Origin of the sequence: Sphingobium amiense (genome assembly GCF_003967075.1) — a bacterium.
In the GTDB taxonomy this organism is placed as follows: Bacteria; Pseudomonadota; Alphaproteobacteria; order Sphingomonadales; family Sphingomonadaceae; genus Sphingobium; species Sphingobium amiense.
On the sequence record NZ_AP018664.1, the window covers coordinates 1,665,512 to 1,678,033 of the forward strand.

At 65.3% G+C, this 12,522-nt stretch carries 12 protein-coding genes; 5 read left to right on the plus strand and 7 right to left on the minus strand.

The features are described 5' to 3' along the window. Positions 1 to 193 precede the first annotated feature (193 nt). Together SAMIE_RS08015 and wecB are read right to left on the minus strand one after the other, a co-directional pair. Complete coding sequence (locus SAMIE_RS08015) at positions 194 to 430, minus strand: hypothetical protein (protein WP_066697267.1); 237 nt, start codon at positions 428 to 430, stop codon at positions 194 to 196. 164 nt (positions 431 to 594) lie between these two features. Continuing rightward, positions 595 to 1,707 (minus strand): non-hydrolyzing UDP-N-acetylglucosamine 2-epimerase, encoded by a 1,113-nt coding sequence (gene wecB / locus SAMIE_RS08020; RefSeq protein ID WP_066697269.1) that lies wholly within the window; start codon positions 1,705 to 1,707, stop codon positions 595 to 597. Positions 1,708 to 1,797: 90 nt separating this feature from the next. Here wecB and SAMIE_RS23335 point away from each other — a divergent pair, with 90 nt between their 5' ends. Beyond that, a complete protein-coding gene (locus SAMIE_RS23335; RefSeq protein ID WP_162849040.1) occupies positions 1,798 to 1,938 on the plus strand; it encodes a hypothetical protein in 141 nt (46 codons plus the stop codon). Positions 1,939 to 1,942: 4 nt separating this feature from the next. Here the strand turns inward: SAMIE_RS23335 and SAMIE_RS08025 are convergent, their stop codons facing one another. Continuing rightward, positions 1,943 to 2,794 carry an ABC transporter permease gene (locus tag SAMIE_RS08025; RefSeq protein WP_066697682.1) on the minus strand — a complete coding sequence of 284 codons (852 nt, stop codon included), beginning with the start codon at positions 2,792 to 2,794 and terminating at the stop codon, positions 1,943 to 1,945. Between the two features lie 117 nt (positions 2,795 to 2,911). Here SAMIE_RS08025 and SAMIE_RS08030 point away from each other — a divergent pair, with 117 nt between their 5' ends. Beyond that, positions 2,912 to 3,598 (plus strand): GcrA family cell cycle regulator, encoded by a 687-nt coding sequence (locus tag SAMIE_RS08030; protein WP_066697271.1) that lies wholly within the window; start codon positions 2,912 to 2,914, stop codon positions 3,596 to 3,598. 51 nt (positions 3,599 to 3,649) lie between these two features. Here SAMIE_RS08030 and SAMIE_RS08035 read toward each other — a convergent pair whose 3' ends face one another. Next, entirely contained in the window at positions 3,650 to 4,501 is an 852-nt protein-coding gene (locus SAMIE_RS08035) for an outer membrane protein (RefSeq protein WP_066697273.1), read from the minus strand. Positions 4,502 to 4,666: 165 nt separating this feature from the next. Here SAMIE_RS08035 and parE point away from each other — a divergent pair, with 165 nt between their 5' ends. Then, a complete protein-coding gene (gene parE / locus SAMIE_RS08040; RefSeq protein ID WP_066697275.1) occupies positions 4,667 to 6,643 on the plus strand; it encodes a DNA topoisomerase IV subunit B in 1,977 nt (658 codons plus the stop codon). Further along, positions 6,640 to 8,040 carry a serine hydrolase gene (locus SAMIE_RS08045; RefSeq protein ID WP_232037399.1) on the plus strand — a complete coding sequence of 467 codons (1,401 nt, stop codon included), beginning with the start codon at positions 6,640 to 6,642 and terminating at the stop codon, positions 8,038 to 8,040. The genes parE and SAMIE_RS08045 overlap by 4 nt, the downstream gene beginning before the upstream one ends. Here SAMIE_RS08045 and SAMIE_RS08050 read toward each other — a convergent pair. Beyond that, positions 7,941 to 9,356, minus strand: coding sequence for a DEAD/DEAH box helicase (locus SAMIE_RS08050; protein WP_066697277.1), 1,416 nt, complete (start codon positions 9,354 to 9,356; stop codon positions 7,941 to 7,943). The two genes, SAMIE_RS08045 and SAMIE_RS08050, sit on opposite strands and share 100 nt — an antisense overlap. A 102-nt stretch (positions 9,357 to 9,458) precedes the next feature. Then, a complete protein-coding gene (locus tag SAMIE_RS08055) occupies positions 9,459 to 9,893 on the minus strand; it encodes a hypothetical protein (protein WP_066697278.1) in 435 nt (144 codons plus the stop codon). A 75-nt stretch (positions 9,894 to 9,968) separates the two neighbouring features. On the opposite strand from SAMIE_RS08055, the gene SAMIE_RS08060 reads away from it, so the two are divergent. Beyond that, positions 9,969 to 11,393, plus strand: a complete 1,425-nt coding sequence (locus tag SAMIE_RS08060; RefSeq protein ID WP_066697281.1) for an FAD-binding oxidoreductase — start codon at positions 9,969 to 9,971, stop codon at positions 11,391 to 11,393. 41 nt (positions 11,394 to 11,434) lie between these two features. On the opposite strand, the gene SAMIE_RS08065 is transcribed toward SAMIE_RS08060, so the two are convergent. Continuing rightward, complete coding sequence (locus tag SAMIE_RS08065; protein ID WP_066697284.1) at positions 11,435 to 12,364, minus strand: hypothetical protein; 930 nt, start codon at positions 12,362 to 12,364, stop codon at positions 11,435 to 11,437. Positions 12,365 to 12,522: the final 158 nt, after the last annotated feature.

A 12,522-nucleotide genomic window follows, 5' to 3' on the forward strand; every position in this document is an offset into this window, starting at 1 on the left:
GTGCCGCAAAATGCTGAAGATTTCGGTAATGTGCCGGCACCCTCCCCCCGGCGGGGGAGGTGGCAGGCGCATGGCGCCTGACGGAGGGGTGTCACCCTATCCGGCGCGGAACACCCCTCCACCACGCCCTGCGGGCGCGGTTCCCCTCCCCTTACAGGGGAGGATGCCTTTTTGGCCGCCAGTGGCCCGCACTTTAACGGTAGCGAGGTGCAGGCTGCCTTGCCATGTGGAGCGGCGAGCGCACCACCGCCGTGGTGATGATCTGCTTCTTCATCAGCGTGCGGATGCGATCCGCGCCGTCGGGATTGAGCAGCACGACCCGCGTTCCGCCCGACGTCAACGGCTCAATAACGGAGATCGCAACCGAATGACGCAGGCACAGCGCTTCCACTTCCGCGACATTGGCGGCGACATTGACGGCGCGGCTCATGCGGAAAAGACCGGCGAGCGGAATATTGCAACGATGGTGGACGACATGGACGGCTCCTTGCTGGGCAAGCGGGAGCGCGGTGGTCTCTCTGTCGCGGCGATACTTGCAGGCGTAGGGACGCAGCGATGGGCCGTCCCTAGCAGACCGGAGGCCGCGCGTCTTTTTTATTCTCCCGCGACGATGGCGGCGATCCGTTGCGCCGCCCTGCCGTCGCCGAAGGGGTTATGCGCGCGCGCCATGGCGTCGTAGGCGGCGGGATTGTCGAGCAGGGCCAGCACCTCGCGCACGATCTTCGTCCGGTCGGTGCCGACGAGCTTCGCCGTTCCCGCCGCGATTCCTTCGGGCCGTTCGGTCGTTTCGCGCATCACCAGCACCGGCTTGCCGAGCGAAGGCGCTTCCTCCTGCACGCCACCGCTGTCGGTAAGGACGAGGTGGCTCATGTCCATAAGGCGGACGAAATGCGGATAGTCGAGCGGGTCGATCATCGCGACGTTGGGCAGACCGCCCAGCACCGCGTCCATGACCGGGCGGACATGGGGATTGGGATGCACGGGGAAGATGACCGCCACGTCCGGCCGCGCGGCGATGTCGGCGATGGACCGCGCGATGGCTTCCATACCGCCGCCGAAATTCTCGCGCCGGTGGCTGGTCACGGCGACGATGCGCCTGCCCGCGAAACGCTGCGCGAGCGGGTCGAGACCTGCGGCCAGCCCCGGTTCTGTGCGCACGCGGTCGCGGGTGGCGAGCAGCGCGTCGATAACAGTGTTGCCGGTAATATGGATGGTCGCAGGGTCGCGGCCTTCGCGCAGCAGGGCGTCGGCGGCGGCCTGTGTGGGCGCGAAATTCATGTCGGCGATGCAGGCGACGACGCGGCGGTTGACCTCTTCGGGCCAGGGATGGTGGATGTCCCCGCTGCGCAGGCCCGCCTCGACATGGCCGACCGGGATCTTGCGGTAATAGGCGGCGAGGCTCGCCACCATCGTCGTCAGCGTATCGCCATGGACGAGGATGCGGTCGGGCTTTTCCGCGTCGAAGGCGTGGCCGAGTTCGACGATCAGCTTCGCGGTCAGTCCGTCGAGCGTCTGGTTGGGCGTCATGACGTCCAGATCGACATCGGGCACAATGCCTGCAATTTCCAGCACCTGATCCAGCAGCCCGCGATGCTGCGCCGTCACGATGACGCGCGTGTCGACGCCAAGATGCCGGCGCAGGGCGTGGACGACCGGGAACATCTTGATCGCTTCGGGACGGGTGCCGAACACCAGCGCAATCTTCATGATCTTCCTTCGTCCATGGCGGCAATCATGGCGTCGCTCTGGCAGAAAATCGTAACCATCCGCTGAACGGCGGTGCTAGGGGCTGTAGCCATGAACCGCGACAGCTTTCCATGGCCATGGCTGGACGATGCCCCCACCCACGCCCTGCCCCGCCTGCGTCACTGGCTGATGGCGGCGGCGATCCTGTTCGTGATGGGCCTCATCGTCCCGGTCTTCGCCTCCTTCGCCTGAGCGGTCAGGCCTTGATCTTCCAGCCGCGCTTCAGCAGCCCGTAGCACAAAGCGAGCAGCACGATGTTGAGGCCCAGCAGCACCGCACTCCCCACCGCCACATTGGTGTCGGCCGCCGCGACGAAGCCGTAGCGGAAGCCGGAGATGATATAGAAGAAGGGGTTGGCGTGGCTGACCCCCTGAAAGAAGGGCGGCAGGCGGTCGATCGAATAGAAGGTGCCCGACAGCAGCGCCAGCGGGCCGATGACGAAGTTGGTGACGGCGGCGCCATGATCGAACTTTTCCGCCCAGATGGACGTGAGCACACCCAGAAACGCGATGAAGCTGGTGCCGAGCAGGCCGAACCAGAGCACCGCCCACAGATGCGCGGGCGTCACGTGCACCCCGGGCCATGCGACCATCGCGGCCCATAGGGCGAAGCCGACGAACACCGCGCGCGTCACCGACGACGCGACCAGCGCGAACAGCAGTTCGGCCACCGAAATGGGCGGCATCAGATAGTCGATCAGCGTCCCCTGCACCTTCCCCACCATCAGCGAGAAGCTGGCATTGGCGAAACAGGCGTTGATCATGCCCATGATGATGAGGCCGGGCGCGATGAAGTCGGCGAACGGCACCATTTCCCCTCGCAGGCTGACCGTCCGCCCGCTGCCCCCCAGCGCAACGATGAAGATGATGAGGAACATCAGCGTCGTGATCGCGGGCGCCCACACCGTCTGAAGCTGGACCTTCAGGAAACGGCGCACTTCCTTGCGGTAGAGCGCCCAGGTGCCCGCCCAGTTGACGTTGCGGATCCGGGGCACGCCCGGTTCGGCGAAGAGGACCTGATCGGCGGCAATTTTGGGCTGGTCGTTCATGATGGGATCGACTATCGGCTGGTTCGTTGTGCTGCAAGGGGGCAGGTCCAAGGATTTGAACCGGCGGCGGGTGGTTCCCATATAGGGCGCCAATCGAATATTGTGAGGAGTTTTTCATTGTCCTGGACCGACGAGCGCATCGACCAGCTCAAGGCGATGTGGGAGCGCGGCTTGACCGCCAGCCAGATCGCCGACGAACTGGGCGGAGTGAGCCGCAATGCGGTGATCGGCAAGGCGCACCGGCTGGGGCTGCAATCGCGCCCGTCGCCGGTGAAGGCGAACGACGCGCCCAAGAAGGCCTCGCCCGCGCCGCGCAAACTGGCTCCTGTTGCTGCCGAGCCTGAAGTGACCCGCGTTGCCGCCGCTCCCATTGCGCCGGTGAGCGCGCCAGTTCGCGCCCCCGCCCCGCAGCCTGCGCCTGCCGCTCCAGCCGCCAGCGCAGCGGGAGAAGCCGCGCCGCCACCCCCGCCCCGCGTGATTTCGGTGGGACCGGGCGGCTTCCTGCGTCAGGGACCGGGCGATCAGCAGGCGCCGATCCCGCCCGCGCCGCCGCGCCGCCTCGTCCCCGCCAAGCCCAGCGCGGAGATCGCGGGCAAGACGTCGCTGCTCGACTTGACCGAGCGTATCTGCAAATGGCCGATGGGGCATCCAGGCGAACCGGATTTCCACTTCTGCGGCGAAGCGGTGAACCCCGGCTTCCCCTATTGCGTCGAACATTGCGGCCGCGCCTATCAGGCGCAGTTGCCGCGCGGCACCCGCCGCCCGCCGCCGCCGCTGCCCTTCGGCGGGCCGCGCGTCCGCTGACATGCCGATATGAAAAAGGCCGGCCCACATGGGACCGGCCTTTTTTCTGGTTCAGAAGCGGAAGCTGGCGGTAGCCATCACGCTTTGCGTATCGAATTTGTCCCCGCGTCCAATGACGGTCTGGCCGTTGGTGAAGCCGTTATTGAACGCAGTCGGCGCCACCGCCGGATTGGCGTTCGGCCCGGCAACCACCGTGTAGTCGTTCGCCTTGTAGCGGGTCCAGAGATAGCGTGCGCCGATCGAGAAGTTGGGAGCGACCTTCGCTTCCAGACCACCGCCCATCGTCCAGCCCCAGGCATCTTCCTTGGCATTGCCGGGGGTGAATGTGTTGTTGCCGTTGCCGTCCTGCCGGAATGCGTTCTTGACCTTCGCATATGCCAGACCGCCGGTGATGTAGGGCATCACGCCGCCCGGCGTCGTGTAGCCAAGACGCGCGCGCAGATTGGCGTTCCAGTCGATACGGCGCGTGAAGGTGTAGCTGGCCGGGTTCGTCGAAAATTCCGTGACGCTGTCGCTGATGTAGGATTTGCCCGCTTCACCCACGATGCCCGCGACGATGCTGCCAAACTGCATGTCGTAACCGACATGGCCCATCCAGCCGATCGCGTCCTTGTCTCCGCTGCATCCTGCCGCGGGCGTCCGCCCGCGCGCCGCGCCGCCGCATGTCCCCGGCGAGAAGGCGGGGGCGCCGCTGCCAAGCCGGGGCTGATCGTCGAACGCGCCATCGCCGTCGGTATCGAACCGCAGATGTTCCGCGCCGTCCTTCTTCTGGAACGTGTAGCCGAACGATCCGCCGACATAGGGACCGGTCCAGTCCACGCCGCCCGCATCCTGCGCCAGCGCGGGCGTCGCGAAGGCAAGCGCCATCGTGGCGCCCAAGGGCGCAAATTTGCCGAATTTCATGAAGTTGGTCTCCTCACCTGAAGAGAAGGCAGAGCGCCTTCGTCAAGTGATCAGCTAACGATGCGCGCCGCGACTTTGTTTCAGCGGCAATTGTAATTTTTGGTTGCTGCGCCCTGAGAGCGGCGACGCTTGCGTGCGCCGTCGCCAGCCTTATAGCTGGACGGCATGTCCGAAGACCTGTTCGCCGCCCACGCTTCCTCGACGCAGCAATATGACGCCTCCACCATCGAGGTGCTGGAGGGGCTGGAGCCGGTGCGGCGGCGGCCGGGCATGTATATCGGCGGCACCGACGAACGCGCGCTGCACCATCTGGCGAGCGAAGTGCTCGACAACAGCATGGACGAAGCGGTGGCGGGGCACGCCACGCGGATCGAAGTGACGCTGGAGGCGGGCAACCGCCTTGTCATCACCGACAATGGCCGGGGCATTCCGGTCGATCCGCACCCGAAATTCCCCGGCAAGTCTGCGCTGGAGGTCATTCTGACCACGCTTCATTCGGGCGGCAAGTTCGAGGGGAAGGCCTATGCCACCTCGGGCGGTCTGCATGGCGTGGGTATCTCGGTCGTGAACGCGCTGTCGACCGAAACGGTCGTCGAGGTCGCGCGCAACAAGGAACTGTTCCGCCAGAGCTTCAGCCGTGGCCTGCCGCAGGGCGATCTCGCGAAGGTCGGTGCGGCGCCCAACCGGCGCGGCACGCTGGTGAGCTTCGTCCCCGACACGGAGATTTTCGGCGAGCAGAAATTCAAACCCGCCCGCCTCTATCGCCTTGCCCGATCCAAGGCCTATCTGTTCGCGGGCGTCGAGATCCGCTGGAAATGCGCACCCGAACTCATCTCCGACGACACGCCCGCCGAAGCGGTGTTCCAGTTTCCCGGCGGCCTTGCCGACCACCTGAAGGAACAGGTCGGCAACCGGGAATGCGCCACCAGCACCTTTTTTTCGGGCAATCAGGATTTCCCCGGCGAAGCGGGGCGCGTCGAATGGGCGGTCGCATGGCCGCTCTGGTCGGACGGCAGCTATAGCTGGTATTGCAACACCATCCCGACGCCCGACGGCGGCACGCATGAAGCGGGGCTGCGCACCGCGCTGGTGAAGGGCATCCGCGCCTTTGCCGAGCTGGTGGGGCAGAAGAAGGGGAAGGACATCACCGCCGACGACATCATGACGTCATCGGAAATCATGCTGTCCGTCTTCATCCGCGATCCCCAGTTCCAGAGCCAGACGAAGGATCGCCTGACCAGCCCGGACGCCGCCCGCCTCGTCGAAAATGCCGTGCGCGACCATTTCGACCATTATCTGACCGACCATATGGATCGGGGCAAGGCGCTGCTCGCCTATGTGCTCGACCGCATGGACGAACGGCTGCGCCGCAAGCAGGAGAAGGAGGTCAAGCGCAAGACCGCGACCAACAGCCGCAAGCTGCGCCTTCCCGGCAAGCTCACGGACTGTTCGAACGACGACCCGGAAGGCGCTGAAATCTTTCTGGTCGAGGGCGACAGCGCGGGCGGCTCCGCCAAGCAGGCGCGCGACCGCAAGACGCAGGCGATCCTGCCCCTGCGCGGCAAAATCTTGAATGTCGCCAGCGCCAATACGGCGAAGATCCTCGCCAATCAGGAAATCGCCGACATGATCCTGGCGCTGGGCTGCGGCACGCGCAAGGACTGCAACCCCGACCATCTCCGCTACGAACGCATCGTCATCATGACCGACGCGGACGTGGACGGCGCGCATATCGCGACGCTGCTCATGACCTTCTTCTTTCAGGAAATGCCGGAACTGGTGCGGCGCGGGCATCTCTATCTCGCGCAGCCGCCGCTCTACCGGCTCGTCGCGGGCGGCAAGAGCCTCTATGCCAAGGACGACGCGCATCGCGAGGAACTGATGCGCACCGAGTTCAAGGGCAAGAAGGTCGATGTCAGCCGCTTCAAGGGGCTGGGCGAAATGAACCCGATGCAGTTGCGCGAAACGACGATGGACCCCAAGACCCGCAGCCTCATCCGCATCACCCTGCCCGACGACATCGAGGACCGGCAGCAGGTGCGCGATCTGGTCGACCGGCTGATGGGCACCAATCCCGCGCACCGCTTCGCCTTCATTCAGGAAAATGCAGCGGCGGTGGACGGGGAAGCGATCGACGCGTGAAGCGGGTGGCGGGCAGGCTGGCCTTCGCCGCGCTCGCCTTCTGCCTTTGCCTGTTTCAGAGTGGGGTGGTCATGGCCGCCCCCTCCCCGACCTACGCCTCCCGCGCTGCGCAACTCGTCCATATTCTCGGGCAACCCGGCGGCGAGGAGGATTTCTTCTCGACGCTGTTCCTCGACGCCGTGCCGCTGGACCGCTGGCGCGCCGTCGCGGCGGAACTGCGTGCGCAGCATGGGCGGCCGGTCGCACTGGGGGCGGTGCGGACGGAAAGCGACACGACCGGGCAGGTCGAAGTCCGCTATGAGAGGGCAACGGTCGGCTTCACGCTGGTGGTCGCGCCGCAGGCTCCGGGCAAGGTCATCGGCCTGCACATCGTCGGCGTCACGACCGCCGGCGACGGGCTGGACAGGGTGGCGGCAGACCTGCGCGCGCTGCCGGGACGAACCGGCTTCGCCATGGCCCGGCTGACCGAGGCTGGGCCGACATGGCTGCCGGTCAGCGCTGGCGACACGTCCATGGCGGTCGGATCGAGCTACAAACTCTACATCCTCGCTGAACTGGCGCGCGCGGTGGCGGCAGGCGAGCGCCGGTGGAGCGATGTCGTCCCGCTCGGCCCCAAGAGTTTTTCAGGCCGCCTGCTCGGCTGGCCCGACGGCGCACCGATGACGCTGCACAGCCTCGCCACCGCGATGACGAGCGAAAGCGACAACAGCGCGAGCGATACGCTGATGCTGGCGCTGGGACGCGAGCGGGTGGATGCGATGGTGCGCGCGACCGGCCATGCCCTGCCGGATCGCGCCCTGCCGCTGCTGACGAGCGCGGAGGCGTTCGCGCTCAAGATGCCCGCCAATGCCGATCTGCTGGCGCGATGGCGCGCGGGACCGGTCGAGGACCGCCGCGCGCTGCTGCGCGACGAAGCGGCGCGACTGGCGGGCGACCGGGTCGACATCGGCTCCGTCGCGGAAACGCCGACCGCCATCGACAGCGCCGAATGGTTCGCCTCTCCGCGCGACATGGTCGCGGCGATGGACTGGCTGCGCCGCCATGGCGGAGATGCGCTGCCGGTCATGGCGGTCAATCCCGGCATCGCGCCTGCGGACGCGAAGCGATGGCGCTATCTGGGCTATAAGGGCGGCAGCGAGCCGGGCGTGCTTGCGATGACCTTCCTCGCGCAGCGGGCGGACGGCGCATGGTTCGCGGTCAGCGGTGCATGGAACGACGACCGCGCGCGGCTGGACGAAGGGCGGTTCGTCGCCATCATGACGCGCGCGCTCAACCTGCTGGCTGCAGGCGCGGGCGATCAGGCGGACAGCGCCTCGCCGAAACCGACCGAGAGAAATTCGGGGACGGGACCGTTCCAGCCTTCGTCCGGACCTTCGTCGGCGGCCTCACGGCGCTGACGCGGGGCGGCGGGGGGCGGCGCCTTGCGTTCTTCGCGGGGACGGTCGTCGCGAGGACGCTCTTCGCGCGGATGTTCTTCGCGGGCGCGCTCTTCGCGCGGGCGGTCATCGCGGCGCTTGCTTTCGCGGCGCTCGGGCTTGCGCTCGCTCCCGGCGCGCCGCGGGCGGCCCGCCGGTTCCTCGGCTCCGCCGCTGTCGCTGCCCGGCAGTTCGGCGAAGGGAATCTTCGTGCCGATCAGCTTCTGGATATTGTCGATGGCCTCGGCATCTTCCGCCGCGACGAAGGTGTAGGCGACGCCCTTCGCTCCCGCGCGGCCGGTGCGGCCGATGCGGTGGACATAATCGTCCGGATGCCACGGCGCGTCGAAGTTGAAGACGTGGCTGACGCCCTTGATGTCCAGCCCGCGCGCGGCGACGTCCGACGCGACGAGGATGTTGACCTTGCCATCGCGGAACCGCTCCAGTTCGGCGATGCGCGACGCCTGGTCGATGTCGCCATGGATTTCGCCCGACCTGTAGCCGTGGCGCTGGAGGCTCTTGTTGAGTTCGCGCACGGTCGTCTTGCGGTTGCAGAAGATGACGGCGCTATGCACGTCCTGACCGTCGATCAGGGCGCGCAGAGCCTCGCGCTTCTTGCGCGAATCCACCTTCACCAGATGCTGTGTGATGTTGGTGGAGGCGGTCGCGGGACGCGCGACCTCGATCGACTTGGGGTTGGAGAGGAAGCGGTCGGCCAGCTTCTTGATGACCGGCGGCATCGTCGCCGAAAAGAGCAGCGTCTGACGCTGCGCCGGCAGCTTGGTGCAGATATGTTCGATGTCGGGAATGAACCCCATGTCGAGCATCCGGTCCGCCTCGTCGATGACGAGCATGGAGCAGCCGTTCAGCAGGATCTTGCCGCGCTCGAACAGGTCCATCAGGCGGCCCGGCGTCGCGATCAGCACGTCGACGCCCTTTTCCAGCGCCTTGAGCTGATCGCCCATCTGCACGCCACCGATCAGCAGCGCCATGTTGAGCTTGTGATATTTGCCGTATTTCTCGAAATTCTCGGCCACCTGTGCCGCGAGTTCGCGCGTCGGTTCCAGGATCAGGCTGCGCGGCATGAGCGCGCGGGCGCGGCCATGGGCGAGGATGTCGATCATCGGCAGCACGAAGCTCGCCGTCTTGCCTGTGCCCGTCTGCGCGATGCCGATGATGTCCTTCATCATCAGGACGGACGGGATCGCCTGTGCCTGAATCGGCGTCGGGGTGTCGTAACCGGCCTCGGTCACGGCCTTCAACAGTTCATCGGATAGGCCGAGGTCGGCAAAAGTCATTCAGGTGTCCGGGATAGAGAGTGTCGCGCGACCGGGAAGCTGACGCACGCGGAAATCGCGCGCGCCTTGCGAAAATATCGCGCAGTTGTCAAGGAAATCACGTCAATCGTCATCGTCCCGGGGGACCAGACGGCGGAAAAGATCAATAGCACAACTCATCCCGCTGCGCGCCTGCAATTCGTCCCGCCCGGAACAGAGCGAGCCGTCCGCATTCGGCTCGACATAGAAACCCGAATAAAAGCCCAGCGAATCGCACCCGCGCTCCAGCTTCGCGCGATACCGGTGGGTATCCGCCAGAATGAGATCCACCGCGTCGTCCACCGCGATCATCGCGCCGCGAATCGACCGCAGCGCGATGCAGCGCGGCCCCTTCTTTTCCTGCCAGCCGCCATCCTCGTCTTCCGAAGGGCGGGGAGGCGCCTTGCCCCGCCGGGCCATGGGAACGCGGATGATGATGCGCTGCTGAATCGTCATCTGCGCCATTTGCACCGGCTCGCCGGCAGGCGCGATCAGCAGCAGCAGGATAGATGGCAGCAAATCAGACCCCTTTTGCCGGTCCCCTACCGGGCAGCGGTTGAACCGTCGATGAATTCTGTCGCATAGCGTCCTACCATGATTGCACAGCATATTGTCGATCGCTTCGTCGCGATCCTGGGGCCGAAGGGCGTCATCACCGACCCGGACGATATTGCGCCATGGGTCGACGACTGGCGCGGGCGCTATCATGGCCGGGCCGCCGCCATCCTGTCCCCCGCCACCACGCAGGAGGTCGCGGACACGGTCAAGCTGGCGGCGGAGCTGGGCGTGCCGCTGGTCCCGCAGGGCGGCAACACGTCGATGGTGGGCGGCGCGACGCCCCCGGCGGACGGCTCTGCCCTCATTCTCTCGTTGCGCCGGATGAACCGCATCCGCGCGCTGTCGCCGCACGATAATCTCGCCATCTGCGAGGCGGGCGTGATCCTGAGCGTGCTGCACGAGGCGGCGGAGAATGCCGGGCGGCGCTTCCCCCTAAGCCTCGGCGCGAAGGGATCGGCGACCGTCGGCGGCCTCGTTTCCACCAACGCGGGGGGCACGCAGGTGCTGCGCCACGGGACGATGCGCGCGCTGGTCGAGGGGATCGAGGCAGTCCTGCCGGACGGCAGCGTCTTCGACGGGCTGGACGCGCTCAAAAAGGATAATCGCGGCTATGACATCAAGCAGCTTCTGATCGGCGCGGAAGGCACGCTGGGCGTCGTGACGGCGGCGTCGCTGCGCCTCGCTCCCGCCATCGCGGCGCGCGCGGTCGCCTGGGTCGGGGTGCAGACGCCCGCCGACGCGCTGGCGCTGCTGCGGCTGTGCGAAACGATGCTGGGCGACAGCGTCGAGGGGTTCGAGGTGCTGGCGGACGAGACATTGGGCTTTGTGCTGGGGCATATCCCCGGCACGCGCAGCCCCATCGAGACACGCACGCCATGGCATGTCCTGATCGAGGTCGATCATGCCGACCTGTCAGAACCCGGCCCGTCCGAACGGCTGGAGAGCGCGCTTGCCGCCGCATTCGAGCAGGAGATCGCGGTCGACGCCGCCATCGCCGCCAACGAAGCGCAGGCGGAAGCCTTCTGGCGTATCCGCGAATCGCTGTCGGAGGCGGAGCGGGCGCAGGGACCGGCGCTGCAATATGACGTCAGCGTGCCGGTGGCGAAGATGCCCGCCTTCATGGTCGAGGCCGCAGTGGCCGCGGAACGCGCCTTTCCCGGCACGACCGCATCCTCCTTCGGCCATCTGGGCGACGGCAATGTTCATTTTCATGTCCGCGCGCCGAAAGGGACCGGCGATGGCCCCGCATGGATCGCCGCACAGGGGCAGGCCATCAACGCCTTCGTCCATGATGCCGTGGTGGCCGCAGGCGGCTCCATTTCCGCGGAGCACGGCATCGGCCAGATGAAGCGCGCCGAACTGGCCCGCCTCGCCAGCCCGGCGCGGCTCGCCGCGCTACGCGCCATCAAGACGGCGTTCGATCCGCAGGGGCTGTTCAATCCGGGGAAGCTGGTTCCGTGAATGTCATCACATGCCCGGTCCGGCGCAACGCGAATTTCGGGTCAGGCACCGCTGCCAGGAGTTGCCATTTTCAATATCTCCTTCAATTTAAATACTTCTCGCTGACCCGATGGAATTTCGCCCAATTCATATAGGTGAGTAGCCTTTGGCGTCAACACCCGTTCCTGTCCGGTTTTGCCATCGACCAGCGTCATCGTCACATCGGACCTGTTGGACACGAAGACTTCTGCCATCTGCGAATATCGCAACGTGTCCAGATGATATGACTCCGATATTTTATGCCAGATCCAGAATCTATAATTAAACGTAACTTCTCCGTTCGGCGGCACATTTATATAGACTTCTTCATCATGTCTTGGGCCGTATATTTCCTTCGGCTCCACGATGAACTGCTCGTCCCTGCGGCCGGTGCCGGTCCACGCGGCCAACAGAACGCCCTGCAACTGCGCAGGGTCGCCAACCTCATCGGTAACGATGTTGAATCCCTGACGCTCTCTCTCAAACGCCCTGTCCTTGAACATGTTCGTCAGGACACGTTCAACATGAAACACCGCTTTGATAGCGTCGAGCTTCTCGTCATAAGCCATAAAATCAATCGACGTTTTATAGCGCGTAGAAAATATCCCCAGTGGAGCGACTTTTTCTATCAAAAATGCTCTTAATCTGTCGTTAACGCCATTCGCGTTGAACAGATATTTTATCCTGCTGTCGAAGATGTCCTTATCGGGACGTTGCAGGCTCAAATAAAGGCCAATGACGCCGATCAAAGCGAAGAACGCCATATCTTCGAGAAAAGAGGCGGCCAGCGACACCCAGAAACCAGCGAGCAACTGCCCGTCCCCATAGGGAAGCGACGCGGCCTTGATGGCCACGATCAGCGTGGCCACCCCGAAAATGACGATCCCGATCGAAGCGGCGATCAATCGCGTATCGCGCAAATAAGCGGCCTTAATCGCGCGAAAAAGCTTCATTCGGGTCCCCCTGCACGCAAGACATCATATTCGCAGGTGGCGCACAAGAACGATTTGCCCCGAACTGGCAGCGTTGCGCCGACAAAGCGATTGCACAACAGGCTCCGGGCCAGTATCGCCCTGCCCCATTCATCAGTCGGCGCACGGCTGCGGATCGT

Coding starts and splice junctions, on each gene's coding strand:
- wecB (WP_066697269.1), bottom strand. CDS start 1,707: ATGAAGATTGCGCTGGTGTTCGGCACCCGTCCCGAAGCGATCAAGATG.
- parE (WP_066697275.1), top strand. CDS start 4,667: ATGTCCGAAGACCTGTTCGCCGCCCACGCTTCCTCGACGCAGCAATAT.
- SAMIE_RS08060 (WP_066697281.1), top strand. CDS start 9,969: ATGATTGCACAGCATATTGTCGATCGCTTCGTCGCGATCCTGGGGCCG.
- SAMIE_RS08035 (WP_066697273.1), bottom strand. CDS start 4,501: ATGAAATTCGGCAAATTTGCGCCCTTGGGCGCCACGATGGCGCTTGCC.
- SAMIE_RS08025 (WP_066697682.1), bottom strand. CDS start 2,794: ATGAACGACCAGCCCAAAATTGCCGCCGATCAGGTCCTCTTCGCCGAA.
- SAMIE_RS08050 (WP_066697277.1), bottom strand. CDS start 9,356: ATGACTTTTGCCGACCTCGGCCTATCCGATGAACTGTTGAAGGCCGTG.
- SAMIE_RS08015 (WP_066697267.1), bottom strand. CDS start 430: ATGAGCCGCGCCGTCAATGTCGCCGCCAATGTCGCGGAAGTGGAAGCG.
- SAMIE_RS08065 (WP_066697284.1), bottom strand. CDS start 12,364: ATGAAGCTTTTTCGCGCGATTAAGGCCGCTTATTTGCGCGATACGCGA.
- SAMIE_RS23335 (WP_162849040.1), top strand. CDS start 1,798: ATGAACCGCGACAGCTTTCCATGGCCATGGCTGGACGATGCCCCCACC.